Raw genomic sequence first — 23,741 nt, forward strand, 5'->3', positions numbered from 1 at the left:
CCCCCCCCCCCCCCCCGCCCCACCCGTTTGATCACGCGTCACCTGAGCGGCCATCAGCCGCCGGATGCCGTCCTCGCGTCAGAGGTCCGGGCCCGCGGCCCGGGACCGCCGCGTCGCGACGACGACCAGCGCCGCCCCGCAGCCGAGGAACGCCGTGCCGCCCATCAGATACGGCGTCGTGTCGACGCTGCCCGTGTCGGCGAGCGCGAGACGCTCCGCGCCCCGCCCCTCCGGAGCGCTCCCGGCGTGCGCCGCGCCGCCCCGATCCCCGGTCGCGGCCGGGGCGTTCGCCGGCTTCCCGGCCCCCGAGCCCCCCGGCTTCTCGGCGGGTGCGTCGACGGTCGCGTTGGCCGAGGGGACGAACCACAGGGCACAGAGCAGCGAACCGGCCGCGGCGGCGGTCATCAGCGGGCGGCGTGCGGACACGTAACGGGCCCCCTTGTGGCAGCGGTGAATTGGCCGTCCGGGGAGATGTTAGTGACACTCGCGGGTCGTGGGAAAGCCGCGGCGGGGCGGGCACCTACGCTCCGTCGCATGAGCACTGACGACTCACCGCGTTTTGTACGGCTTCGAGTGGAACTCGTCGTGGAGATCACCGATCCCGACGAGCTCACCGGAGCGGCCCTCGACCACATCGGCGACGACGAATTCATGCCCGAGGAGGAGCGGGTCCATGCCTCGACCACCGTCCGGGAGGACGAGGCGGAGGCCCTGGCCCATCTGATCGACCCGTTCGACCTGGTCAACGACGTGCCCGGGATCGAACTGGCCCACGCCTCGTGGACCAGCGAGCAGATCGAGGACTACGACCCGTCCGCCGCCGAGTGGGACATGGACGACCTCGACGACCTCGACGACTTCGGCTCCCCGCGCCCCGGCGCGCATGAGAGCGACGAGGCGGGGGACCCGAAGAGAGGAGGGGGCTCTCGCGTCTGAGCGCGCACGCGAAGTGCCCGGCGGGCCGGGACGTTCCGTACGGGCCGAAGGTCTTCGTGCGGGCCGAAAGCCTTTCGTGCGGGCCGGAAACTCCCGTACGAGCCGGAAACTTTGCGTGTACGAGGGGGCACGCCGCGCAGCGGCTCTCCCGAGCGCTCGGGCCGACCGCAGGTCACAGGGCCCCGGAGTGATCCACTTCACTCCGGGGCCCGCCCGTGGGGGCGTGGCCTTGCCCACAGTTTGCTCGTTTGGGGAACGGGGGCGTATGCAGAGATGTTCTTCAGACAGGGGGATCGGGCGGTGCATGCCCTGCGTGCCGGTGTCCCGGATGCCAGCGACCAGACCAATGGAGAAGCGTGTGATGACGGACGGTAAGCGACGCAAGGGCCTGGCGGCCGCCGCGGCGCTGCTCGGTGGCGTGCTGACGCTCACGGCGTGCGGCGGTGACGACGGCGGCGCCAAGGACACCGGGGACCGGGCCAAGTCTCAGGCGCAGGTCGACAAGGCGGCTGCCGCGGACGCCTCCGACGCCCGAATAACGATCTCCCCCAAGGACGGCGCCAACAACGCCGGCATCGCCAACGATGTGAAGGTCGCGGTCAGCGAGGGCAAGCTGACCAAGGTCACCATGGTCGAGGCGGCCAAGGGCACCGCCGTGGCGGGCTCCATATCCGCCGACGGCCTGTCGTGGAAGCCCAACGGCCAGCTGGAGCGCTCCACGAAGTACAAGGTCACCGCCGAGGCCGAGGACGCCAAGGGCCGCCGGGCGACCGAGAACTCCACCTTCACCACCGTCTCCCCGGCCAACAGCTTCATCGGCTCCTTCACGCCGGAGGACGGCTCGACGGTCGGCGTCGGCATGCCGGTCTCGATCACCTTCGACAAGGCGATCACCGACAAGAAGGCCGTCCAGTCGAAGATCTCGGTGAACTCCACCAGCGGCCAGAAGGTCGTCGGCCACTGGTTCAACGCCCAGCGTCTGGACTTCCGCCCGGAGAAGTACTGGCAGGCGGGCTCCACGGTCACCCTGAAGCTCGACCTCGCGGGCGTCGAGGGCGCCAAGGGCATCATCGGCGTCCAGCAGAAGACCGTCACCTTCAAGATCGGCCACAGCCAGGTCTCCACCGTCGACGTGAAGACCAAGCAGATGACCGTCGAGCGGGACGGCAAGGTCGTCAGGACCATCCCCATCTCGGCGGGCAGCCCCGAGAACCCGACCTACAACGGCCAGATGGTGATCTCCGAGAAGTTCAAGGAGACCCGGATGGACGGCTCGACCGTCGGCTTCACCAACAAGGACGGCAAGGGCGAGTACGACATCAAGGACGTGCCGCACGCCATGCGGCTGTCCACGTCGGGCACGTTCATCCACGGCAACTACTGGGGCCCCGACTCCATCTTCGGCAGCGCCAACACCAGCCACGGCTGCATCGGCCTGAACGACGTCAAGGGCGCCAACGACCCGAAGCAGGACGGCGCCTGGTTCTGGGAGTCCTCGCAGATCGGTGACGTCGTGGTGGTCAAGAACTCCCCGGACAAGACCATCAAGCCGGAGAACGGCCTCAACGGCTGGAACATGAGCTGGGACCAGTGGGTCGCCGGGAGCGCCACCGGCGCCTGACCCCCGTACCGCCGCGGGGCGCCCTTCCGGCCCCCGCGAACCCCCGCGGAGCCCTCACCGGACCCGTGAACACGCCGACGGCGGCCGAGACGATCTCGGCCGCCGTCGGCGTTTCGCAAGGTGGCCCTTCACCCGTTCGGCTGTCGATTTCCACAAATCCCCACGTCAGTATCGGGGTTCAACTGGTGTCCCACCCGCCTCCACGTTCACTTGCGTGGCGCCGGCCGGGGGAGGCTCCTGCCATCCGGTGACATCACCTCACCTGGGGGAAAATTGAACAGACGCTCGCACAGAGCCGGTTTCCGTGCCGTACCTCTCGCGATCGCCTCGGTCCTCGCGCTCCTCGCGGGGCAGCCCACCTCGTCCACGGCCCAGCCGGCCCCGGCCACCGCCGCCAACGACCCCGCCTCCGCCGCCGCCTCGGTCTCTTCCACCACCCCGCACGCCGCCCCGCGTACCGCCCCGCGCGCCGCCTCGCGGTCCACCGCGCGGTCCGCTCCGCGTGACCTCCGCTGGGTCACCCTCCTCACCGGCGACCGGGTCGCCGTCGACTCCCGCGGCGCCGCCGTCGCCTTCGTCCGGGCCCGCGGCCGCGAGTCGATCCCCCTGCGCGTCGAACGCGTCGGCGGCCGCACCCGCGTGGTGCCGCTCGACGCCCAGCGCCTCATCGCCCGCGGCCGGCTCGACCCCCGGCTCTTCGACGTCACCACCCTCGCCCGCCCCGAGTACCGCGCCTCCCACCGCGACGGCCTGCGGCTCATCGTCCGCTACGAGGAGGGGCGGCCCCCCTCCCGCACCTGGCGGCGCTCCGCCGAGGGCGTCGTCCTGCGCGGCAGCTTCCCCCGGATCAACGCCGAGGCCGTCCAGACCGGCCGCGGCGAACGGGCCGCCCGCGCCTGGGAGGCGCTCACCGCCGCCCCGCGCCGGCCCACGTCCCCGTACCGCACCACCGCCCCCGGCGTCGCCGGGGTGTGGCTCGACGCGCTGCGCCGGCCGTCCCTGGACCGCAGCGTGCCGCAGATCGGCGCCCCCGCGGCCTGGCGGGCCGGCTACGACGGCCGGGGCGTGACCATCGCCGTCCTGGACACCGGCGTCGACCAGACCCACCCCGACCTCGCGGGCGGCAAAGAGGTCGCCGAGAAGAACTTCTCCGCCGCCCCCGACACCAAGGACCGCTATGGCCACGGCACCCATGTGGCCTCCATCGCCGCCGGCACGGGCGCCAAGTCCGGCGGGCGCTACAAGGGCGTCGCCCCCCGCGCCCGGCTGCTCGACGCCAAGGTCCTCGGCGACGACGGCTACGGCGAGGACTCCGGCATCCTCGCCGGCATGGAGTGGGCCGTCGAGCACGGCGCCGACGTGATCAACCTCAGCCTCGGCGGCCCCGACGCGCCCGGCCCCGACCCGCTCGAAGCCGCCATCGACCGGATCTCCGCCACCACCGACACGCTCTTCGTCGTCGCGGCCGGCAACTCCGGCCCCGACACCGGCAGCCTCAGCTCCCCGGGCAGCGCCCGCTCCGCCCTCACCGTCGGCGCCGTCGACAAGCAGGACCAGGTCACCGGCTTCTCCGGGCGCGGCCCGCGGGTCGGCGACAGCGCCGTCAAACCGGACCTGACCGCGCCCGGCGCGGCCATCGGCGCGGCCGCCGCCCCCGGCAGCCTGGTCGCCAGGGGCGGCACCAAGGTCGCCGACGGCTATGTCGCCGTCTCGGGCACCTCCATGGCGACCCCGCACGCCGCCGGCGCCGCCGCCCTCCTCGTCCAGCGGCACCCGCGCTGGTCCGGGGAGGCCGTCAAGGCCGCCCTGATCGCCTCCACCGCCCGCGGCCGCGACAGCGGCACCGCCCGCGCCCCCGACGCCTTCGGGGCCTTCGAGCAGGGCGCCGGGCGGCTGGACGCGGCCCGGGGCGTCCGGCAGTCGCTGCTGGCCGAGCCGACGGCGCTCTCCTTCGGCACCCACCGCTGGCCGCACACCGACGACGCCCCCGTCACCAAGCGGCTCACCTACCGCAACCTCGGCCCCCGGCCCGTCGCCCTGCGCCTCGCGCTCACCGGTGTCGGCCCGGACGGCGACCCCGCGCCCCGGGGGATGTTCCGGCTCGACCGCACCCGGGTCACCGTACGGCCCGGCGGCACCGCGGCCGTCCTCCTCACCGCCGACACCCGGCCCGGCGGCGCCCTGGACGGCGCCTACAGCGCCTTCGTCACCGCGACCGGCGGCGGCCACACCGTCCGCACGGCCGCCGGCGTGGACCGGGAGATCGAGTCCTACGACGTGTCCGTCAGGAGCCTGGGCCGCGACGGCGCCCCCGCCCCCGCCTCCGACAGCGTCCTCGTCGGCGTCGACGGCCTCGGCAAGGACCGCGTCTTCACCGTCACCGGCGAGAGCGGCACCGTGCGGGCCCGGGTCCCCAAGGGGCGCTATGTGCTCAGCACCCATGTCGTCGCGGCCGACGGCGACGCCCTGGCCGGCATCGACTGGCTGCGCCGGCCGAACCTCACCGTCACCGCCCCCACGGCGGTGACCATGGACGCCCGGACCGCCGCGCCCGTGGACCTCACCGTCCCCGACCGCGCCGCCACCCCCGCCCTGGCCGCCGCCGCCTTCGAGGTCGACCGCGAGGGCGACGCCTACGGCTTCGCCTGGCAACTGGAGACGTTCCGGGGCTTCCGCACCGCCCACAGCGGCCCCGCCGTGCCCGCCGGAGAACTGCACGAGCACGTCCACGGCTCCTGGTACGCCGGCCCCGGCACCGAGTACGGGCTCGCCTACGGCCCGAAGCGCGGCACCCGCCTCGGCACCGGGTTCGTCAAGCACGCGAGCGCCCGGGAGCTCGCCACCGTCCGTACGACGCTGGGCGCCCCCGCCGCGGGCCGGCGCGGCGCGCTCTTCGCCACCCCCTCGACCGGCGGCTGGCTGACCGAGTCCGTCGGCCACGGCCTGGCCCTGCCGGCCACCCGCACCCTGCGGCTCAACGCGGCCGGCACCCACTGGCAGTTGACCTTCGCCGAGGACGGCGGCGCGCCCGACGGGCAGCCGGAGGCCATGTACGGCACGGAGGAGGAGCGCCTCACGGCGGGCCGCACCTACCGCAAGACCTTCAACGTCGGTGTCTTCGGCCCCCGGATCGGCCCCAAGGAGGGCCTGTTCCGCGATGTCGACTCGATCTACGGGATGCTGTCGCTGCTCGCCGACGGCGGCGGCCACAGCGGCACCTCCCGCTACGAGAAGGCCACCACGACCCTCTACCGGAACGGGGTGCGGATCGGCGGCAACGACGACCCGCTGACCGGCGAGCGGAGCTTCAAGGTCCCGCCGGGGAAGGCCACGTACCGGCTGGTCGCCTCCCTGGACCGGAGGAAGGTCGCCACCGTCTCGACCTCGGTGAGCGCCGAGTGGACGTTCACCTCCCGGCACGCCACCGGCGAGGCCCGGCTGCCCGCCTCGGTCGTGCGCTTCACCCCGGCGCTCGCCGCCGACAGCACCGCGCCCGCGGCCCGGCCGATGCGGATTCCGGTCACCGTCCAGGGCACGGCGGCCCGCGACCGGCACCGGCGCCTGACGGTGTACGTCTCGTACGACGGCGGGGCGCGCTGGGCGAAGGTCCCGGTGCGCAAGGGGGCGATCACGGTGAAGAACCCGAAGGCGGGAAAGGGCGTCTCGCTCAAGGCGACGCTCACCGGCCGCGGCGGGGACCGGCTCACCCAGGTGATCAGGGACGCGTACCGGGGGAGGTGACGGCGGCGCGTGACGGGGCCCGGCCGGTCGCCGCCGGCCGGGCCCCGGTCTTCGCGCGGCGCCGGTCCTTCCCACAGCCTCGGCCCTCCGCGCGCTCAGTCCTCCCGGGTGTAGCGGATGTAGAAGACCACCGCGGCCATCGCGCCGCCGACGATCAGGCCCGTGATCGACGACTTGAGGACGCTCCAGCCGCTGAGGCAGAACAGCAGGCCCATCGCCGCGCCCAGCAGACCGCCGTAGGCCGCGGCCCGGGTCTCGCGCACCATGGTGGACTGCCGCCGGCCGAGCGCGAAGCAGGCGGCCGCGACGACCAGGCCCGCCACCACCCCGAACACCGCCGCCCGGCCGCCCGGTGTGCCGTTGTTGGCGTCCACGCAGCCCGCGTAGAGGCCGTAGACGACGCCGATCAGCAGGGGGATCGCCCAGCGGGCGGAGGGGTGCCGGGCGGTGCTCCGGGTGCCCGCCGACCCCCGTGACATGTCTGCGTTCGGACCCCGGGCGTCCCGCGAGCCGTGCGGCCCGTGGGAGGGGGTGGCCGCGTGTGTCATGGCGCGCTCCTCTCCCGCCCCCGCGTCCCCACCGTTTCGTAACCCCAGGTCACACCCGTCGACGCGGGGCGGCAACTCGATCAATGGCGCGCCCCCCGCCCCGCCCGCGCCAGGGCAAGCGCGGTGATATGCCCGCTGTTGCCCGTTTGTTGCCGGAGGAGAGACCCTGGGAGGGAGGCTGTAGCGCGAGGAGATGAGCCGCCATGCGGATGCTCTTGAAGGCCCACATACCCAGCGACGCCGGCACCGAGGCGATCAGGAACGGGACGATGCCCAAGACCATGGAGTCGGTCCTGTCCGCCCTCCGCCCGGAAGCGGCGTACTTCTACCCCGAGAACGGCCGGCGGACGGCGTTCCTCGTCTTCGACATGGAGGACTCCTCCGACATGCCGTCCGTGTGCGAGCCGTTCTTCATGGAGCTGGACGCGGAGATCAGCATCCAGCCGGTGATGAACGTGGAGGACCTCCAGAAGGGACTGGGAGAGCTGATGGGCGGCCGCTGACCGGCCCGCACGGGGCGTGCGCCCGTACGAGCCGGTGCTGAGCCCGGGCGGGCCCGTACGAGCCGGCCGGGGCGTACGGCTCAGCGGCGGGCGATGTCCGGCGCGATGTCCTCGTGCACCGTCGGGGCGGGCGACGGGGTGTTCCTCAGGGAGTCCCGGGGCGCGGAGGGCTGCGCGGTGGGCTGGGGCTGCGGCGACTTCCGGGCCGCCGGGGGCGCGCCGCAGAACGCGGCGTCCAGCGTCCTGCCCAGCGTCGTCAGCACCTGCCCGTTGTTGGAGGTGTTGGCCATCGTGGTGATGCTCCGCTTGCCGTCGGCGGAGGCGAACGCGTACGTGTAGTAGCCCTGCACCGTGCCGGTGTGCCCGTACACCTCCACACCGCACGAGAGCTTCCGGCTGCGCATGCCCAGCCCGTAGAACTGTGTGTTCGACGCGTCCGTCGGCGTCATGGTGCGCATCTCGCGCAGCAGTTCGGCCGGCACCAGCCGGCCGCGCATCAGCGCGGAGACGAAGCGGTTGAGGTCCTGGGCGTTGGAGATCAGCGCGCCGGCGGACTGCGCCCAGGAGAGCGTCTGCTCCGTGGAGTCGACGAGCGGCAGGTTCCGCTGGTCGGGGGTGAGATAGCCGCGGACGAACGGACCGGTCACGGCCGTGCTCGGATGCACGTAGAAGGTGTTGCGCAGCCACAGGGGATCGATGATCCGCCGCTGGTACTCCTGCGCGAGGGTGCTGCCGGTGGCGCGCTCGATGATCTGCCCGAGCACGATGAAGTTGGTGTTGGAGTACTGGTACGCCGCGCCCGGCCGGCCCGTGCGCGGCTTCTTCAGCGACAGCTCCACCAGTTCCTGAAGGGTGAAGACCTTGTTCCGCACGTTCTCGAACCCGGGAACGGTGTCGGCGAACAGGTCATTGGTGTAGTCGTACAGGCCGCTGCGGTGGCTCAGCAGATGTCTGACCGTGATCGTGCCGTCGGGCAGCGGCTTGGCCAGATAGTCGTTCGCCGGCGCGTCGAGCCGCACCTTCCCCTCGGCGACGAGCTGCATCACCACCACGGCGGTGAAGGTCTTCGTCACGCTCCCGATGCGGAACAGCCGCTCGGTGTCCATGGCCTCGCCGCTGCCCTTGTCGGCGGTGCCGAGGGCGAGGCGCAGGGTGGTCTCGGGGTCGTCGATCTGCGACATGGCGCCCGGGGCGCCCTGGGCGAGGGCCTGGGTCAGCGCGGCGCGCACCCCCTGCGCGTCGGGCGCGGCCGACACGCCCGCCCCGGGAGCGGGGGCCGGGGCGGGAGCCGGGGCGGCGGCGGGCCGCTCCACGGCCTGGGCCGAGCACACGGGCCCCACGGCCAGCGACAGCCCCACCAGCCCCGCCACCACGGCGGGCCGGCGCGCGAAAACGCCTCGCATCTGTTCCTCACTTCTCCTGCCGTACGGCCCGTTCGGGGATGGCCGAGGGCGAGCAGCAGGGACGGATGACCTGGAGCGACCATATGATCACCGTCGGCCCTCCGGGGCAAGGGACGAGCCCCGCCGCGAGGGACGGGGCTTGACGGAGGTTCAGATGGGGGCGGGGCGCGTCGGGGTGGTGGCGGGGCGCGTCGGCGCCTGGGCCGACGGGGCGTCAGTCGGCCGTGGCCACGCCGATCGGGCAGCTCAGCCCCGTGCCGCCGATGCCGCAGTAGCCCCCGGGGTTCTTGTCCAGGTACTGCTGGTGGTAGGGCTCGGCGGGGTAGAAGGGGCGGCCCTCGGCCGGGAGGATCTCCGTGGTGACGGCGCCGTGGCCGGCCCGGGTGAGCACCTGCTGGAAGGCGTCGCGGGAGGACTCGGCCGCCCGCTGCTGGGCGGGGGAGTGGGTGTGGATCGCCGAGCGGTACTGCGTGCCCACGTCATTGCCCTGGCGGAAGCCCTGGGTGGGGTCGTGGGACTCCCAGAAGAGCCGCAGCAGACTCTCGTACGCGACCGCCGAGGGGTCGAAGACGACCCGGACCGCCTCGGTGTGACCGGTGCGGCCGGAGCACACCTCCTCGTACGTGGGGTGCGGGGTGTGGCCGCCCTGGTAGCCGACCAGCGTGGTCCAGACGCCCGGCACCTGCCAGAAGATCCGCTCCGCGCCCCAGAAGCAGCCGAGGCCGAAGTCGGCGACGGCGAGGCCCTCGGGATAGGGGCCGGCGAGCGGGTTGCCCAGCACCGTGTGGCGCTCCGGAAGGGCGAACTCCGGCGCCGGCCGCCCGGGCAGGGCCTCCTCGGGGGTCGGGAGACGGCTCTCGGGGCGGTACGAAAACATCACGCTCTCCTCGGCTCTGGCGGTGTCGTGCGGAACGCTCCGGCGGATGTCGGAAGGAACGCGCGGCCGGCCCGGAAGATTCCACCGGACCGGCCGACAGCCGCGTTTGCCATCGGGCGCCTGCGCTCAGCGCGGCATCGCCGCCGGGCTGCCGCCCCGCTGCTCCCAGCCGGCCACCGCCAGCGCCCGGTACGCCGCGTACGCCGCCGCCGGGTCCGGCGCGTACGACCACGGCACCGCGCCCACATGGCCGTCGACGTGGCGCAGCTGCTCCATCGCCTCCGCGTAGCGCTCCGCCCGCACCAGGAACATCACCAGCAGATGCCGCACGTGCGGCAGCACCGGGTGGTCGGCCGGGGCCGTCCGTACGGCGTGCAGCGCGCCCTGCACCGCCCGGCTCACGACCTCGCTCTCGTACAGCCCGCGGACCATGTTCACCTCGGGCAGGTGCTCGTACACCTCGAACAGCGGCAGGGCCGGCAGCAGGGTGCCCTCGGGCGCCGAGGCGGCGGCCTGCTGGCTGAAGCGCTCCGCCCGCTCCTTCGAGCCGTGCCACTTCTCGCACCAGTGGTGCAGCGCCGCCATGTGCGCCCCCATGTGGTGCGGCGCGCGGGCCACGATCGTCTGCCACAGCGACTCGACGTCCGCGTCCCGGTACGCGAGCCCGCGGGCCACCGCCAGCTCCACGATGTACGGGGTCGGGTCGCCGGGGGCCAGCAGCGCCGCCTCGCCGCAGACCGTACGGGCCTCCTCCAGGATGATCCGGTACTCCGTCGACCCCGGCCCGCTCGCCGTCTGGCGGGCCTGCCGCACCAGGAACTCCGCGTGCACCACCGCGCCGCCCGCGTCCTTGGGCGCCTCCAGCCGCCAGGCGCGCAGCCACCTGCCGCCCTCGCCCGGCCGCTCGGCGAGCTCGACGGCCGCGGCGCCCGCCAGCGTCTGCACCCGCTGCCAGCGCAGCTCCCAGTCGTCGCCAGTGGCGGTCAGCAGCCGGGCGGCCGGCCGCCAGTCCTGCGTGCGCCGCAGCTCGGCCAGGGCCTCGGTCAACTCCTCGTCGGGGCCGGGCAGCCGCACGTCGAGCCGCTCCCGGGGGACGAAGCCGTACCGCAGCGGGTCCATGGCGTCCTGGTGGCCGCGCAGCTCCTCGCGCCCCTCTCGCCGGCGCCGCAGCGCGGGGACGATCACCACACCGCTGACCATGGTGATGGCGAGCAGGATGAGCAGTATCTCCATGGGGTGTCCTGTGTGTCCTGTGTGGTCGTGCGGGCGGTCGGTCGGTCGTGCGGGCGGCTGGTCCGCGGGACGGACGTACGGCGGCCGGTCGCGCGGGCGCCGTCCGGGCGGGCGGTCTCGGTCACATTGTCCCCGGTGCCCCGGCGGAACGGACAGTTCTGCGCCGGAGAGCATTACTCTCGGGTCCCATGAGCGACGACCAGCACCCGCAGCACGCGCCCCACGGCTTCGAGACCCTCGCCATTCACGCCGGGCAGGAGCCCGACCCGCTGACCGGCGCCGTCGTGCCGCCGATCTACCAGGTTTCCACGTACAAGCAGGACGGCGTCGGCGGCCTGCGCGGCGGCTACGAGTACAGCCGCTCCGCCAACCCCACCCGCACCGCCCTGGAGGAGAACCTCGCCGCGCTGGAGGGCGGCCGGCGGGGCCTGGCCTTCGCCTCCGGGCTGGCGGCCGAGGACGTCCTGCTGCGCACGCTGCTGGCGCCCGGTGACCACGTGGTCATCCCCAGCGACGCCTACGGCGGAACCTTCCGCCTCTTCGCGAAGGTCGTCGAGCGCTGGGGCGTGACCTGGTCCGTGGCGAACACCTCCGACCCGGCCGCGGTGCGCGCCGCGCTGACCGACCGCACCAAGCTGATCTGGGTCGAGACGCCCTCCAACCCGCTGCTCGGCATCACCGACATCGCGGCGCTCGCCGATGTCGCGCGCGGCGCGGGCGTCCGGCTGGTCGTGGACAACACCTTCGCCAGCCCCTACCTCCAGCAGCCGCTGGCGCTGGGCGCGGACGTGGTCGTGCACTCCACGACCAAGTACATGGGCGGCCACTCCGACGTGGTCGGCGGCGCGCTGATCACCGCCGACGACGCGCTCGGCGAGGAGCTCGCGTACCACCAGAACGCCATGGGCGCGATCGCCGGCCCCTTCGACTCCTGGCTGACCCTGCGCGGCATCAAGACGCTCGCGGTGCGGATGGACCGGCACAGCGCCAACGCCTCCCGCGTGGCCGAGCTGCTCGTCTCGCACCCCAAGGTGACGCACGTCTACTACCCGGGTCTGCCGGAGCACGCGGGCCACGAGGTCGCGGCCAAGCAGATGCGGGCCTTCGGCGGCATGGTGTCGTTCCGGGTGGCCGGCGGCGAGGAGGCGGCGGTCGCGGTGTGCGACCGGGCCGAGCTGTTCACCCTCGGCGAGTCGCTGGGCGGCGTGGAGTCGCTGATCGAGCACCCGGGGCGGATGACGCACGCCTCGGTGGCCGGCTCGGCGCTGGAGGTGCCGGCGGACCTGGTGCGCCTGTCGGTCGGCATCGAGGCCGTCGACGACCTGCTGGCGGACCTCAGCCGCGCGCTCGGCTGACCGACGGGGCCCCAGGGGCTCACATGGGGGCCGGCCGCTCACCAGCCGTCCACCGGCGGTGTGGTCTCGGTGGGCGGCGCGGCCCAGGGCTCGGTGAGCGCCGCCCACACCGCGAAGGCGACCGCCGCGGCCAGCAGCAGCGCCCAGCCCAGCGCCCGTACGGCCCGCCGCCGGGCCAGCCACCGGTCGCCCAGCGCGGCCGCCCGGCGGGCGAGGTCGGGCGGCACGGGCGGGTACGGGCCGGCCAGCATCCGCCGTATCTCGTCGCGCTTGCGGTCGGGCGGGTTCACGCGCCGGCTCCCGCCGGGCCGGCCGCCGAGGTCCGTTCGGCGGGGCGCCGCCCCCGCTCGGGCCCGCGGTCCGGCCGCCGCTCCGGCCGCCGCTTCGGTCCGTGCCCCGGGTCCCGGTCCGGCCCGTGGTCCGGCGCGCGCGGCGAGCGGCTGCGCAACGCCGCGATGGACCGCGCGCACACCGCCCGTACCCGCTCCGCCGGCAGCCCCAGCCGCGCCGCCGTCTGCTCCTCCGCCACGCCCTCGTACAGCCGGAGCACCAGGATCAGCCGCTCGTGCGGGGTGAGCCGGTCGAGCAGCCCGCCGCGCGGCCGGCGGTAGCGCCAGGCGCGGCGGGCGAAGCGGACGGCCAGCTCCTGCCGGGCCCGGTCGTACGGGTCCTCGCCGCGCAGCCGGTCCCAGTCGGCGTAGGTGCGGGCCAGGGCGGCGGTGAGCAGCCGCTCGGCCTCCCGGCGGTCGCCGGTGAGCAGGGTGGCGGCGTGCAGCAGCCGGCCGGCCGCCCCCGCGACGAAGGTCTCGAACTCCCGGGCGCGGCGGCGCCCTCGCTCCACCCGACGCTTCTCCACGGCGCCTCCCGCCCCGCTGCCCGGCCTTCATGGGACGGCAGCGCCGACCGCGCGTCAAGAGACCCGGGGCCGCGCGTTACGAGGACTCGTTACGGGGGTCCGTTACGCGGTGGGCCCGGGGGGCCGTGGCGGTGGTGGGCCCGTGGCGGCGGTTACGAGGTGGGCCCGTGTCGGCTGCGGTTACGAGGTCGGCGCCTCGGGTGCCGTGCCCGGGAAGTGCCGTGCTCCCATCGCCTCGTTGAAGCGCGTGAGCAGCGTGCAGAACATCTCCCGCTCGGTCGGCTCCCAGTCCTCCGTCAGCAGCGCCATCAGCTGGCGGCGGGACGAGCGCACCTCCTCCAGGCGGGCCTGGCCGCGCGGCGACAGCTGGAGCACCACGGCCCGGCCGTCCTCCGGGTGCGAGGTGCGTTTGACCAGCCCGGTGTCGACGAGCGGCGCCACCTGCCGGGTGACCGTCGAGGAGTCGATCCCCATGCCCGCGGCGAGCGCCTTGACCCCCATCGGGCCCTCCCGGTCGAGCCGGTTGAGCAGGAGGTAGGCGGCGCGGTCCATGGAGTTGCGGAGCTGGCCGACCCCTCCGAGCCGGGTCTGCTCCGCGCGTCGGGCGAAGACGGCCACCTGGTGCTGGAGATCGTCGAGGAGGCCGGTGTCGAGTGCAGTCGTCATGTCCGGATGGCTGGGCATGGCCTGGGGCTCACTTCGCTGGGTGGGTCGAAAGGATGGGGGACAGAGTACGCGGACACCGGCGGGGCCGTGCTCGGCCTGAGGAAACCGGGTGGTTCGCCGCGGGAAACCGTTGGTCGCGGCGAGGAGAACGGGCGGTTCCGGTACGGGCGGGCGGCGCGGGGCTGCTGCGAGACTGGCCGCATGGCTGCAACCTTTGGCGACGCCGCGGTGACCCTCGACGACGTGCGCGCGGCACAGAAGATCCTCACCGGCGTGGCCCGGACCACGGCGATGGAGGGGAGCAGGCACCTCACTCAATTGGTGGGGTCGCCGGTCCACCTCAAGTGCGAGAACCTTCAGCGCACCGGCTCCTTCAAGGTGCGCGGCGCCTACGTACGCATCGCCGGGCTGACCGCGGACGAGCGCGCGGCGGGCGTGGTCGCCGCCAGCGCCGGCAACCACGCCCAGGGCGTCGCGCTCGCCGCCTCGCTGCTCGGGGTGCGCTCGACGGTGTTCATGCCGGTCGCCGCGCCCCTCCCGAAGGTCGCCGCGACCCGTGAGTACGGGGCCGAAGTGCGGCTGTACGGGCAGGTGGTGGACGAGACGCTGCGCGCGGCACAGGAGTACGCCCGCGAGACCGGCGCGGTCTTCATCCACCCCTTCGACCACGCCGATGTGGTGGCCGGCCAGGGGACGGTGGGGCTGGAGATCCTCGAACAGTGCCCGGAGGCGCGGACGCTGGTGGTCGGGATCGGCGGTGGCGGGCTGATCGCCGGGATCGCGGTGGCGGTCAAGGCGCTGCGGCCGGACATCCGGGTGGTCGGGGTGCAGGCGGAGGGCGCCGCGGCGTATCCGCCGTCGCTGGCCGCCGGGCGGCCGGTGGCGCTGCCCGACCCGGTGACGATGGCCGACGGCATCAAGGTGGGGCGGCCCGGGGACGTGCCGTTCGGGCTGGTCCGCGCGTTGGTGGACGAGGTGCGGACGGTGTCGGAGGACGCGCTCTCCAGCGCGCTGCTGCTCTGTCTGGAGCGGGCGAAGCTGGTGGTGGAGCCGGCCGGGGCGAGCCCGGTCGCGGCCCTGCTGGCCGAGCCGGGCGCGTTCGAGGGCCCGGTGGTCGCGGTGCTCTCGGGCGGGAACGTCGATCCGCTGCTGCTCCAGCGGACGCTGCGGCACGGCATGGCGGCGGCCGGGCGCTATCTGTCGCTGCGGCTGCGGCTGACGGACCGGCCGGGGGCGCTGGCGACGCTGCTGGGGGTGCTCTCGTCGGCCGACGCCAACGTCCTGGACATCAGCCATGTGCGGACCGATCCGCGGCTGGGGCTCACCGAGGCCGAGGTCGAACTGCACCTGGAGACGAAGGGGCACGACCACTGCGAGGAGGTGGCGGGGGCGCTGCGGGAGGCGGGGTACACGGTGACGTTCTGAGGCGTGCGGCCCGGCAGGCCGGGCCGCGCAGGGGCCGTGTCGCGAATCGTTAAATCGCTTGACGCGATATATCGCGTTAGCGGTAAGCTCTGCTGTGTACCGGCGCGGCTCCGCGATGTTTTTCGTGCGAGCCTGGAGTCCGGCGTAACCCCGCACATCGGGGCCATCGCGGTGAAAGCCCGGAACCCGGCATTCCGCCCGTCCCGACCATCGCAAATCCATGGGAGAAACTCCATGCCAGGCGCCATTTACGCCGAAGGTCTGGTGAAGACCTTCGGCGATGTGAGGGCACTGGACGGCGTCGATCTCGACGTCCCCGAAGGCACCGTGCTGGGACTGCTCGGCCCGAACGGCGCCGGCAAGACCACCACGGTCCGGGTCCTCACGACCCTGCTCAAACCCGACAGCGGCACGGCCCGGGTGGCCGGCATAGACGTGCTCAAGCACCCCAACGACGTACGTCGATCCATAGGTGTATCAGGCCAGTTCGCGGCCGTCGACGAATATCTCACCGGCCGCGAGAACCTCCAGATGGTCGGCAGGCTCTACCAGATGAGCGCGCGCGACGCGAAGGCCCGCGCCGCCGAGTTGCTCGACCGCTTCAATCTCGCCGACGCCGGCGACCGCCCCGCGAAGACGTACTCCGGCGGCATGCGGCGCCGGCTCGACCTCGCCGCCGCGCTGGTCGTCAGCCCGCCCGTGATGTTCATGGACGAGCCGACCACCGGGCTCGACCCCCGCAACCGCCAGGCGCTGTGGGAGGTCATCGAGGAACTCGTGGCCGGCGGCACGACGTTGCTGCTGACCACCCAGTATCTGGAGGAGGCCGACCGCCTCGCCCATGACATCTGCGTGGTCGACCACGGCAAGGTCATCGCCCGGGGCACCGCCGACCAGTTGAAGGCCCAGACCGGTGGCGAGCGGGTGGAGGTGGTGGTGCACGACCGCGAGCACCTCGGCCGGACCACCGAGATCCTGCGCGGCTTCGGCAAGGGCGACACCGCGGTGGAGGAGCACTCCCGCAGGGTGACCGTGCCGGTCACCGGCGGCGCCAAGCTCCTCGCCGAGGTCATTCGCGAACTCGACACCAACGGCGTGGAGATCGACGACATCGGGCTGCGCCGCCCGACGCTGGACGACGTCTTCATCTCCCTCACCGGCCACGCCGCCGAGACCGCCGACGACACCAAGGAGGAGGCCACGTGAGCGCCCTGACCGATACGGCCCCGGGCCGCCCCCTGCCCAGGGCGCGCGGCGGAGTGGGCCAGTCCGTCCGCGACTCGCTCGTGGTCGCCCAGCGCAACCTGATCCGGATGGCGCGCATCCCCGAGATGATCATTTTCGGGCTGATCCAGCCGATCATGTTCGTGGTGCTGTTCAGCTATGTCTTCGGCGGCTCGATCAGCGTCGGGGGCAACCTCAGCCCGGATGTCTACCGCGAGTTCCTGATGGCGGGCATCTTCGCGCAGACGGTCACCTTCGCCACGGCCGGCGCGGGCGCGGGCATCGCCGACGACATGCACAAGGGTCTGATCGACCGCTTCCGCTCGCTGCCGATGGCGCGGGGCGCGGTGCTCACCGGCCGCACCCTGGCCGACCTGGTGCAGACGGCGCTCACGCTGGTGGTGCTGGCCGTCGTGGCGCTGATCGTCGGCTGGCGGGTGCACGAGAACATCGGCAAGGTGCTGGCCGGCTTCGGGCTGCTGCTGCTGTTCGGCTACGCCTTCTCCTGGATCGGCGCGCTGATCGGCCTCTCGGTGCGCACCCCGGAGGCGGCCACCTCCGGCGGGCTGATCTGGCTGTTCCCGCTGACGTTCATCTCGAACGCGTTCGTGCCGTCGACGAACATGCCGGCCGTGCTGCGGCACATCGCCGAGTGGAACCCGTTCAGTGCCACGGTGCAGGCGTGCCGTGAGCTGTTCGGCAACCTTCCGGCGGGCTATCCGGTGCCGGACGCCTGGCCGATGCAGCACCCGGTGCTGGCCTCGGTGCTCTGGTCCCTGCTGATCATCGCGATCTTCCGGACCCTCTCGGTCCGCAAGTACCGCTCGGCCAGCGCCTGAGCCGTCCACCTCGGAACGCGCGGAGCGCAGGGGCATGGAGCAGGCCCCCGGCCCGAGAAGAGGGCCGGGGGCCTACCGCTCTCCAGAGCGGAGGAATCTCGGCAAGACCAATCCCGCCGTGGATTCTCCGTAGTCGCCTACACGCCCCCGAGGATGCCGATGGGAACGCCGGAGGGGAGGGGGAGGCGTTTGACGATGTCCAGGGGGCCGCCGCCCTGGGCACTGGCGGTCGGTGCGGTCACGAAGATGGCCATGACGGCGAGCAGGACCGTGGCGGCCAGTCGGGTGAAACGTCGCATGATCACCCCTTCTGATGGTGGGCGAACGCGCTCGTATCCCAGGCCTGCCCCGGCGTGAGGGGCACACGCCGACACGGCCCGAGCACCGCTCGAAAACGTGACGCGACGTACAGGCGTTCCCGTCGGCATCGGTCGGGGCGGTACGCGAAGGGCCCCTGCCACCGCGTGGCAGGGGCCCTTCGTGCGGGGCGACGGCGCGGGGCTCAGCCCTGGTAGGGCTTGGCGTCCAGGATCTTGACCTTGGCCGTGCGGCCGTTCGGCAGCTCGTACTCGGCGTCCTCGCCGACCTTCTTGCCGTTCACGCCCCGGCCCAGCGGCGACTGCGGCGAGAACGTCTCGACGTCCGAGCTCGCGTACTCGCGGGAGGCCAGCAGGAACACCAGGGTGTCGTCGGGGTCACCGTCGAAGGCAATGGTGACGACCATGCCCGGGGCGACCACGCCGGTGTCCGCCGGGGCCTCGCCGACCTTGGCGTGCTCGAGCAGCTGGGTGAGCTGGCGCACGCGCAGCTCCTGCTTGCCCTGCTCCTCCTTGGCCGCGTGGTACCCGCCGTTCTCCCGCAGGTCACCCTCTTCCCGGGCCGCCTCGATCTTCTTGGCGATCTCGGTGCGTGCGGGACCCGACAGGTACTCCAGCTCGGCCTTGAGCTGGTCGTACGCCTCCTGGGTCAGCCAGGTGACGTTGTCGCTGGTCTGGGTCACAGGTGCTCCTCGTCGGTGCTGGTACTTGGTACTCGCTGGTTGTGACTGGTTAATAACGCAATCGCCCTACCCTGAAGGGTGCGCCTTCACGGGTGGGCGAAACCACGAGCCTAACAATTCAGGCGGAAAAGGGGGAGGACGTACGCCGCCAGGATTGCGTATGCGCTGGTCAGCGGCGCGCGGTCCAGCCGGATGGCCGAGTCGGCCGACCGGGTCGGCCGGGGGTCGCCGGCCCTGGCCTGTCAGCCGGTGCCCGCGGCCTCGCAGCCGAGCACCTGCACGGTCGTGGCCCGCCGGGTGGTACGCACGGTGACCACCTTGTCCACCCTGCTCTCGCGCTCCTCGAAACGGAAGTCCGCGAGGCCCACCACGGCCTTGTCCTCGTCCAGGGAGCGCAGCTTGCACACCCCGCTCACCCCGGCGTCCTTGTGGATCTCCAGATGGGCCTGGACGGCCTGATCGGAGACGATCTCGAACTTGATCAACTCGGCGCTGACCTGCTGCTCGGAGACATAGGCGTAGCCGCTCCAGGCGACCAGGCCCAGCAGTCCGACGCCGAGGACCGCCCCGATGATCTTCAGCTTGTGATCCGCGCGCGCGTCGGCGGAACGGCCGTAGCGCCCCTCGGGGAGCGCCTCGCGCGTGGCGGTCATGCTGGTTCCTCCTGTGATCGGCGGACTCGGGATTAATCGGGACGCCGTTTCGGTCACTATAGAAGGCGCCCTTTCCAACGGGGGAGGGGGCCTGGGACCAGTGACCTTGAGGATCGAGCCTTGACCGAGCAGCTGCGTTTGATGGCAGTCCACGCCCACCCCGACGACGAGTCGAGCAAGGGCGCGGCCACCATGGCCAAGTATGTGTCCGAGGGGGTGGACGTGCTGGTCGCCACCTGCACGGGGGGCGAGCGCGGCTCGATCCTCAACCCCAAGCTCCAGGGCGACGCCTATATCGAGGCGCACATTCACGAGGTGCGGGCCAAGGAGATGGAGGAGGCCCGCCAGATCCTCGGTGTGAAGCAGTCCTGGCTGGGCTTCGTCGACTCCGGGCTCCCGGAGGGCGACCCCCTGCCCCCGCTCCCCGAGGGCTGCTTCGCCCTGGAGGACGTCGACGAGGCGGCCGGCCGCCTGGTGAAGCTGATCCGGGAGTTCCGGCCCCATGTGATCACCACCTATGACGAGAACGGTGGTTACCCGCACCCCGACCACATCATGACCCACAAGATCTCGATGGTGGCCTTCGACGCCGCGGGCGACCCGGAGCGCTACCCCGAGGCGGGCGAGCCCTGGCAGCCGCTCAAGCTCTACTACAACCAGGGCTTCAACCGGCCCCGCACGGTCGCCCTGCACGAGGCGATGCTGGAGCGCGGCCTGGAGTCCCCCTATGGCGAGTGGCTCAAGCGCTGGGACGAGTTCATGCGCGCCGAGCGCACGCTGACCACCTATGTTCCCTGCGCCGAGTTCTTCCCCGTCCGGGACAAGGCGCTGATCGCCCACGCCACCCAGATCGACCCCGACGGCGGCTGGTTCCGGGTGCCCATGGAGATCCAGCAGGAGGTCTGGCCGACGGAGGAGTACGAGCTGGCGAAGTCGCTCGTGGACACTTCCCTCCCCGAGGACGACCTCTTCGCGGGCATCCGCAACAATTGAGCCCATGATGAGCGCGACTACCACCCTCGCCATGACGCAGCTCGTCCCGCTCGCCGAGCTGGACGAGAACAAGGTGACCCCCGGCGTCCTCGGCTTCATCGTGTTCGCGGTCATCGGCGGCGCGGTGTGGCTGCTGATGAAGAGCATGAACCGCCAGTTCGGCAAGATCAACTTCGAGGAGGCTCCGGAAGGCGCCACGACCGGCAAGGGCACGTCCAGCGTCGCGTCCGGCAAGGGCGCTTCCGGTGAGGGACGCGCCGGCGCGGCGGCCGACTCCGCCCGCGACTGAGTCCCCGGAGGGCGAGGGCCCCTCGCCCTCCGGCGGGCCCCTCGGTCAGCGATCGGCCGGCCGGCCGGGGCTCCGACGGGGCCCGTCGGTCGTCGGTCAGCGATCGGCCGGGGCTCCGCCGGGGCCCCTCGGTCAGCGATCGGCCGACGGTTCCCGCACCGGGACACCCATCACCTCCCGGGAATGGCGGTTGGGGACCATCCCCAGCCGCCATGCCTGCCACCCCGACTCCGGCTCCACCCCCCGCTCCAGAACCAGCGCGAACGCCTCCCCGCACTCGGTGAGCAGCGCGTCCCGGTGCGGATGGGACTCCGCCAGCAGCGCCGCCAGCTCCTCCTGGGCCACCGCCGCGCCCACCACCGAGCCGCCCGGCGAGGCGAACGGCAGCAGCGTGCAGCGCAGCAACCGCGCCCAGTCCCCGCCCCGCCGGTCGCCGTAGCCGTCGAACAGCCGGGCCGCCTCGTCGACCAGCGCCAGCGCCTGGGTCTCCCGGCCGTTGCCGCCGTCGATCACCGCCAGTTCCACACAGGACCAGGCCTCGCCATGGGCCACCCCCACCCGGTGGAAGTCCTGTCGCGCGTCCTGGAGCAGCTGACGGGCGAAGCCGCTGTTGCGCAGGTTGCCCGTCCGCTCCCCCCGCAGGTCGCGGGTCACCCGGGCCGAGTGGTGCCGGGCACAGGCCAGGCCGTAGACGTCCCGCATCCTGCTGAACATCGTCCGCGCCCGCTCCAGCGCCCTGATCGCCGCGTCCCGGTCGCCCCGCTCCTCCAGCGCCTGCCCCAGGTAGTACAGCGTCCACGCCTCCCCCCGCGCGTCCTCGTTCTCCCGGTGCCGGGTCAGCGCCTGCCCGAGCCGGTCCTCCGCCGGGCCGGCGTCCCCCGCCACGAGCCGGGCCCGGGCCAGCTCCGTCAGGGCCCACGCCTCGCCCCGGACGTCGCGGGTGCGCCCGTACAGCTCCAACGCCGCCCGCAGCTCCGCCTCCGCGTCCGGCACCCGGCCCATCCGCAGCCGCACCTGACCGAGCTGGAAGTGCGCCCACGCCTGGCCGTGCAGGCTCTCGCTCTCCCGGTGGCCCTCCAGCGCGCTCCGCAGCAGGGCGAGGGCCGGGGCTATGTGCCCCCGGTCCCGCTCCACGGCGGCCAGGGCGTGCTCCGTCCACGCCCGGTCGGCCCTGAGCTCCTCGGCGCTCTGCACCTCCAGGGCCTCCCGCAGCTTGGCCGCCGCCTCCGGCAGATTGCCCTGGTGGTGCAGGGTGATCCCCAGGCTGCACAGCGCTCGGGCCGCCCCCGCCGGGTGCTGTGCCTCGTAGTACAGGTCCACCACCGACGCCAGGGTGGTGCGCGCCTTGTCGAGCTCGCCGAGCTGGCGGGCGGCGATGCCCGTGCGCCACTGCACCGATCTCCTCAGCAGGCCCTGGTCGACGGCCTGGGCCAGCTCGCTGATCTCCCCGAGCCGGTAGAGATCACCACGCAGCAGGCAGTAGTCGCACAGCGCGCCCAGCAGATGCAGCACCGCCGACTGGTCCACCCCCTCCGCGTGCCGCAGTGCCGCCGTGATGGAGGCCGACTCGTCGTCCAGCCAGCGCAGCGCCGCGTCCAGTGACGCGAAGCCGTGCGGGCCGATGGCCACCGCCCGCCACGCCCGGTCGGCGCGGGTGGAGGTCTTGCCGTCCACCAGCCGGATCACCGAGTCGGCGAGCTCGGCATAGCTGCGGATCAACCGCTCCTGCGCGGCCGAGCGGTCCGCCGGCCGGTCCTCGGCGCACAGCAGGACATGGGCGAAGACCCGCACCGCCTCGTGCAACCGGTAGCGGCTGCCGCGCTCCCGCTGGATCAGCCCGGACCGGGCCAGCGCGGCCAGCTCGCGGTCCGCGGTGCGCTCGTCCACGGCCAGCAGCGCGGCGGCCGCCGCCGCGCCCACGCCGGCCCGGCCGGCCAGGGACAGCCGCCGCAGCAGCCGCCGGCCCGGCTCGGGCAGGTCGGCGCAGCGCAGCCCCAGGGCCAGCTCGACCGGCTCGGCCCCGCCGTCGGCCGCCGCCCGGTCCACCAGCGCGTCGGCGAGGTCGCGAGGGGTGCGCCCGGGGGCGGCGGCGAGCCAGGAGCCGGCGATCCGCAGCGCCAGCGGCAGCCCCCCGCACAGCTCGCGCACCCGCTCGCTGGACTCCGGGTCGCCCGCCATCGGCCGTGCGGGGGCCTCCCGCGGGCCCAGGCCGTCGTCCGGCTCCCGCACGGCGTCGTCCAGCAGTTCCTCGGCGCCGACCCGGTCCAGCGGGCCCACCGCGAGCCGGTGCACCCGGGCGGGCAGGTCCGGCGGCAGCTCCAGCGGCTCCCGGGCGGTCACCAGCAGAAGGCTGTCGGAGCGCTCCGGCAGCAGGACCCGCACCTGCGCCGGGTCCGTCACGTCCTCCAGCACGATCGTCACCGGCAGGTTCGTGACGTGCTGGTGGTACAGCTCGCTCAGCCGCTTGATGTGCTGCTGCGGGGCGGACCGCTCGCGGAACAGCAACTGCTCGCGCGGCGCGCCCAGCCGGTTCAGCAGATGCATCAGCGCGTCCCGGGTCGAGAGCGGGCCCTGGCCCACCGTGCCGCCGCGGAGGTCCACCACACAGGCGCCGCGGAACTGGTCCCGCAGATGGTGCGCCGCGCGCAGAGCGAGGGTGCTGCGCCCCGCGCCCGGCGGGCCGTGCAGCACCACGACCGTGGGCTTCGTCTCCGGGTCCGCCCGGCCCGCCCGCACCCACTGGGCGATCCGCTCCAGGTGCTCGCGCCGGCCGGCGAACGGGCCGGTCACCTCCGGCACGTGATCGAAGGACCGCTCCAGCGCCGCCCGGCGCCGGGCGGCGGCGGAGCGCCCGCCGCGCGGCAGCGGCCCGCCCGTCCGCTCACCGGTGTCCGCGCCGGGTGGCGCGGCCGCCGCGCCGGCCGTGCGCCGTGTCGCCGCCGCGACCATGTACTGACGGTCCAGGAAGGGGCGGATGCCGCGCACCTCCAGCGCCGTCAGCCACTGCAACTTCAGTTGCTCGGGCCCGCCCGGCTGGCCGCGCAGCCCGGCGCTGCGGTGCGCCGCGGGCCACTGCTCCGCCGCCAGCTTGACGACGGTGGCCACCGCACCGGCCGCCGCGACCGTGGCGCCCACGGCGACGGCCGTGCCCGGGGAGCTGCCGTGCCCCAGGTCCGCGCCGAGGGCCGCCAGCGCCGCCACGCCCGTGACCAGCGCGGGTGTGCTCAGTGCCCGCCGGGAGAACAGCTCGCCCAGGGGTCGCCGCGCCGCGGCCGCCTCGTCCACCGCGCGGACGTACGCGCCGTACTCCTCCGCGGCGGCGGCCGTCAACTCCTCCAGCGCCGCCCGGGCCCGGGCCAGCAGCACCGCGGCGTCCATCCGCCCCTTCGAGCGGTGCACCTCCTCCGCGACGGCGCTCTCCAACAAACGCTCGACGTCCGCGCGATGGCTGTCCCGCAGGACAGCGGATGAGCCGTGCATCCCGCTTCCCCCCTCCGGCAGCGCCCCACCAGCGATGCCTTCCCGTCACAGTGTTCCGCCCCCGCCCGCCGCGCGGCAGGCCTGTGGATAACTCTCCGC

At 73.5% G+C, this 23,741-nt stretch carries 22 protein-coding genes; 10 read left to right on the forward strand and 12 right to left on the reverse strand.

The window, feature by feature from the left end; translation table 11 throughout:
- Window positions 1-78: 78 nt before the first annotated feature.
- Window positions 79-405, reverse strand: coding sequence for a hypothetical protein (locus tag ACSNOD_RS11460; protein ID WP_436766760.1), 327 nt, complete (start codon window positions 403-405; stop codon window positions 79-81).
- A 129-nt stretch (window positions 406-534) separates the two neighbouring features.
- Here ACSNOD_RS11460 and ACSNOD_RS11465 point away from each other — a divergent pair, with 129 nt between their 5' ends.
- The 3 genes from ACSNOD_RS11465 to ACSNOD_RS11475 all read left to right on the forward strand — a co-directional run bounded on the left by ACSNOD_RS11465 (window position 535) and on the right by ACSNOD_RS11475 (window position 6,298).
- Window positions 535-936: a hypothetical protein gene (locus ACSNOD_RS11465; protein ID WP_436766740.1), complete on the forward strand. Its 402-nt coding sequence runs from the start codon at window positions 535-537 to the stop codon at window positions 934-936.
- 346 nt (window positions 937-1,282) lie between these two features.
- Window positions 1,283-2,557, forward strand: coding sequence for a L,D-transpeptidase (locus tag ACSNOD_RS11470; protein WP_436766741.1), 1,275 nt, complete (start codon window positions 1,283-1,285; stop codon window positions 2,555-2,557).
- 273 nt (window positions 2,558-2,830) lie between these two features.
- Window positions 2,831-6,298, forward strand: coding sequence for a S8 family serine peptidase (locus tag ACSNOD_RS11475; RefSeq protein ID WP_436766742.1), 3,468 nt, complete (start codon window positions 2,831-2,833; stop codon window positions 6,296-6,298).
- A 95-nt stretch (window positions 6,299-6,393) separates the two neighbouring features.
- On the opposite strand, the gene ACSNOD_RS11480 is transcribed toward ACSNOD_RS11475, so the two are convergent.
- On the reverse strand, window positions 6,394-6,777 hold the full coding sequence (locus ACSNOD_RS11480) for a hypothetical protein (RefSeq protein WP_436766743.1): 384 nt from the start codon (window positions 6,775-6,777) through the stop codon (window positions 6,394-6,396).
- A gap of 272 nt (window positions 6,778-7,049) precedes the next feature.
- Between ACSNOD_RS11480 and ACSNOD_RS11485 the strand changes: the two genes are divergently transcribed.
- A complete protein-coding gene (locus ACSNOD_RS11485; RefSeq protein WP_436766744.1) occupies window positions 7,050-7,349 on the forward strand; it encodes a DUF3303 family protein in 300 nt (99 codons plus the stop codon).
- An 80-nt stretch (window positions 7,350-7,429) separates the two neighbouring features.
- Here ACSNOD_RS11485 and ACSNOD_RS11490 read toward each other — a convergent pair whose 3' ends face one another.
- From ACSNOD_RS11490 to ACSNOD_RS11500, 3 genes are all read right to left on the reverse strand, one after another.
- Window positions 7,430-8,752 (reverse strand): serine hydrolase domain-containing protein, encoded by a 1,323-nt coding sequence (locus tag ACSNOD_RS11490; RefSeq protein ID WP_436766745.1) that lies wholly within the window; start codon window positions 8,750-8,752, stop codon window positions 7,430-7,432.
- A 214-nt stretch (window positions 8,753-8,966) separates the two neighbouring features.
- Window positions 8,967-9,629: a peptide-methionine (S)-S-oxide reductase MsrA gene (gene msrA / locus ACSNOD_RS11495; RefSeq protein WP_436766746.1), complete on the reverse strand. Its 663-nt coding sequence runs from the start codon at window positions 9,627-9,629 to the stop codon at window positions 8,967-8,969.
- Window positions 9,630-9,755: 126 nt separating this feature from the next.
- Window positions 9,756-10,862, reverse strand: coding sequence for a hypothetical protein (locus ACSNOD_RS11500; protein ID WP_436766747.1), 1,107 nt, complete (start codon window positions 10,860-10,862; stop codon window positions 9,756-9,758).
- A gap of 188 nt (window positions 10,863-11,050) precedes the next feature.
- On the opposite strand from ACSNOD_RS11500, the gene ACSNOD_RS11505 reads away from it, so the two are divergent.
- Window positions 11,051-12,217, forward strand: a complete 1,167-nt coding sequence (locus ACSNOD_RS11505; RefSeq protein WP_436766748.1) for a cystathionine gamma-synthase — start codon at window positions 11,051-11,053, stop codon at window positions 12,215-12,217.
- Between the two features lie 38 nt (window positions 12,218-12,255).
- On the opposite strand, the gene ACSNOD_RS11510 is transcribed toward ACSNOD_RS11505, so the two are convergent.
- The 3 genes from ACSNOD_RS11510 to ACSNOD_RS11520 all read right to left on the reverse strand — a co-directional run bounded on the left by ACSNOD_RS11510 (window position 12,256) and on the right by ACSNOD_RS11520 (window position 13,739).
- Window positions 12,256-12,507 (reverse strand): hypothetical protein, encoded by a 252-nt coding sequence (locus ACSNOD_RS11510; protein WP_436766749.1) that lies wholly within the window; start codon window positions 12,505-12,507, stop codon window positions 12,256-12,258.
- Window positions 12,504-13,073: a sigma factor-like helix-turn-helix DNA-binding protein gene (locus tag ACSNOD_RS11515; protein ID WP_436766750.1), complete on the reverse strand. Its 570-nt coding sequence runs from the start codon at window positions 13,071-13,073 to the stop codon at window positions 12,504-12,506. The genes ACSNOD_RS11510 and ACSNOD_RS11515 overlap by 4 nt, the downstream gene beginning before the upstream one ends.
- 180 nt (window positions 13,074-13,253) lie before the next feature.
- Window positions 13,254-13,739 carry a MarR family winged helix-turn-helix transcriptional regulator gene (locus ACSNOD_RS11520; protein WP_436766751.1) on the reverse strand — a complete coding sequence of 162 codons (486 nt, stop codon included), beginning with the start codon at window positions 13,737-13,739 and terminating at the stop codon, window positions 13,254-13,256.
- A gap of 201 nt (window positions 13,740-13,940) precedes the next feature.
- Between ACSNOD_RS11520 and ilvA the strand changes: the two genes are divergently transcribed.
- From ilvA to ACSNOD_RS11535, 3 genes are all read left to right on the forward strand, one after another.
- Window positions 13,941-15,164, forward strand: coding sequence for a threonine ammonia-lyase (gene ilvA, locus ACSNOD_RS11525; protein ID WP_436766752.1), 1,224 nt, complete (start codon window positions 13,941-13,943; stop codon window positions 15,162-15,164).
- A 234-nt stretch (window positions 15,165-15,398) separates the two neighbouring features.
- Window positions 15,399-16,370: an ATP-binding cassette domain-containing protein gene (locus ACSNOD_RS11530; RefSeq protein ID WP_436766753.1), complete on the forward strand. Its 972-nt coding sequence runs from the start codon at window positions 15,399-15,401 to the stop codon at window positions 16,368-16,370.
- The gene (locus ACSNOD_RS11535) at window positions 16,367-17,227 is read left to right on the forward strand and encodes an ABC transporter permease (protein ID WP_436766754.1); all 861 of its coding nucleotides are present in this window, start codon (window positions 16,367-16,369) and stop codon (window positions 17,225-17,227) included. The genes ACSNOD_RS11530 and ACSNOD_RS11535 overlap by 4 nt, the downstream gene beginning before the upstream one ends.
- A 137-nt stretch (window positions 17,228-17,364) precedes the next feature.
- Here the strand turns inward: ACSNOD_RS11535 and ACSNOD_RS11540 are convergent, their stop codons facing one another.
- The 3 genes from ACSNOD_RS11540 to ACSNOD_RS11550 all read right to left on the reverse strand — a co-directional run bounded on the left by ACSNOD_RS11540 (window position 17,365) and on the right by ACSNOD_RS11550 (window position 18,880).
- Window positions 17,365-17,526 (reverse strand): hypothetical protein, encoded by a 162-nt coding sequence (locus ACSNOD_RS11540; protein WP_436766755.1) that lies wholly within the window; start codon window positions 17,524-17,526, stop codon window positions 17,365-17,367.
- 203 nt (window positions 17,527-17,729) lie between these two features.
- Window positions 17,730-18,227: a transcription elongation factor GreA gene (gene greA / locus ACSNOD_RS11545; protein ID WP_436766756.1), complete on the reverse strand. Its 498-nt coding sequence runs from the start codon at window positions 18,225-18,227 to the stop codon at window positions 17,730-17,732.
- Between the two features lie 242 nt (window positions 18,228-18,469).
- Entirely contained in the window at window positions 18,470-18,880 is a 411-nt protein-coding gene (locus ACSNOD_RS11550) for a DUF4307 domain-containing protein (RefSeq protein WP_436766757.1), read from the reverse strand.
- Window positions 18,881-19,000: 120 nt separating this feature from the next.
- Here ACSNOD_RS11550 and mca point away from each other — a divergent pair, with 120 nt between their 5' ends.
- Both mca and ACSNOD_RS11560 read left to right on the forward strand, forming a co-directional pair.
- Window positions 19,001-19,873, forward strand: coding sequence for a mycothiol conjugate amidase Mca (mca, locus tag ACSNOD_RS11555; RefSeq protein ID WP_436766758.1), 873 nt, complete (start codon window positions 19,001-19,003; stop codon window positions 19,871-19,873).
- 7 nt (window positions 19,874-19,880) lie between these two features.
- On the forward strand, window positions 19,881-20,162 hold the full coding sequence (locus ACSNOD_RS11560) for a hypothetical protein (RefSeq protein WP_436766761.1): 282 nt from the start codon (window positions 19,881-19,883) through the stop codon (window positions 20,160-20,162).
- 132 nt (window positions 20,163-20,294) lie between these two features.
- On the opposite strand, the gene ACSNOD_RS11565 is transcribed toward ACSNOD_RS11560, so the two are convergent.
- The gene (locus ACSNOD_RS11565) at window positions 20,295-23,642 is read right to left on the reverse strand and encodes a tetratricopeptide repeat protein (RefSeq protein ID WP_436766759.1); all 3,348 of its coding nucleotides are present in this window, start codon (window positions 23,640-23,642) and stop codon (window positions 20,295-20,297) included.
- Window positions 23,643-23,741: the final 99 nt, after the last annotated feature.

Source organism: Streptomyces sp. URMC 123 (genome assembly GCF_051386515.1).
Classification (GTDB): domain Bacteria; phylum Actinomycetota; class Actinomycetes; order Streptomycetales; family Streptomycetaceae; genus Streptomyces.

What these genes read in the sequence shown, in the direction of transcription:
- ACSNOD_RS11460 (WP_436766760.1), bottom strand. Translation starts at nt 405, where the DNA reads ATGACCGCCGCCGCGGCCGGTTCGCTGCTCTGTGCCCTGTGGTTCGTC.
- ACSNOD_RS11465 (WP_436766740.1), top strand. Translation starts at nt 535, where the DNA reads ATGAGCACTGACGACTCACCGCGTTTTGTACGGCTTCGAGTGGAACTC.
- ACSNOD_RS11470 (WP_436766741.1), top strand. Translation starts at nt 1,283, where the DNA reads ATGGAGAAGCGTGTGATGACGGACGGTAAGCGACGCAAGGGCCTGGCG.
- ACSNOD_RS11480 (WP_436766743.1), bottom strand. Translation starts at nt 6,777, where the DNA reads ATGTCACGGGGGTCGGCGGGCACCCGGAGCACCGCCCGGCACCCCTCC.
- ACSNOD_RS11485 (WP_436766744.1), top strand. Translation starts at nt 7,050, where the DNA reads ATGCGGATGCTCTTGAAGGCCCACATACCCAGCGACGCCGGCACCGAG.
- ACSNOD_RS11490 (WP_436766745.1), bottom strand. Translation starts at nt 8,752, where the DNA reads ATGCGAGGCGTTTTCGCGCGCCGGCCCGCCGTGGTGGCGGGGCTGGTG.
- msrA (WP_436766746.1), bottom strand. Translation starts at nt 9,629, where the DNA reads ATGTTTTCGTACCGCCCCGAGAGCCGTCTCCCGACCCCCGAGGAGGCC.
- ACSNOD_RS11500 (WP_436766747.1), bottom strand. Translation starts at nt 10,862, where the DNA reads ATGGAGATACTGCTCATCCTGCTCGCCATCACCATGGTCAGCGGTGTG.
- ACSNOD_RS11505 (WP_436766748.1), top strand. Translation starts at nt 11,051, where the DNA reads ATGAGCGACGACCAGCACCCGCAGCACGCGCCCCACGGCTTCGAGACC.
- ACSNOD_RS11520 (WP_436766751.1), bottom strand. Translation starts at nt 13,739, where the DNA reads ATGACGACTGCACTCGACACCGGCCTCCTCGACGATCTCCAGCACCAG.
- ilvA (WP_436766752.1), top strand. Translation starts at nt 13,941, where the DNA reads ATGGCTGCAACCTTTGGCGACGCCGCGGTGACCCTCGACGACGTGCGC.
- ACSNOD_RS11530 (WP_436766753.1), top strand. Translation starts at nt 15,399, where the DNA reads ATGCCAGGCGCCATTTACGCCGAAGGTCTGGTGAAGACCTTCGGCGAT.
- ACSNOD_RS11540 (WP_436766755.1), bottom strand. Translation starts at nt 17,526, where the DNA reads ATGCGACGTTTCACCCGACTGGCCGCCACGGTCCTGCTCGCCGTCATG.
- ACSNOD_RS11550 (WP_436766757.1), bottom strand. Translation starts at nt 18,880, where the DNA reads ATGACCGCCACGCGCGAGGCGCTCCCCGAGGGGCGCTACGGCCGTTCC.
- ACSNOD_RS11560 (WP_436766761.1), top strand. Translation starts at nt 19,881, where the DNA reads ATGAGCGCGACTACCACCCTCGCCATGACGCAGCTCGTCCCGCTCGCC.
- ACSNOD_RS11565 (WP_436766759.1), bottom strand. Translation starts at nt 23,642, where the DNA reads ATGCACGGCTCATCCGCTGTCCTGCGGGACAGCCATCGCGCGGACGTC.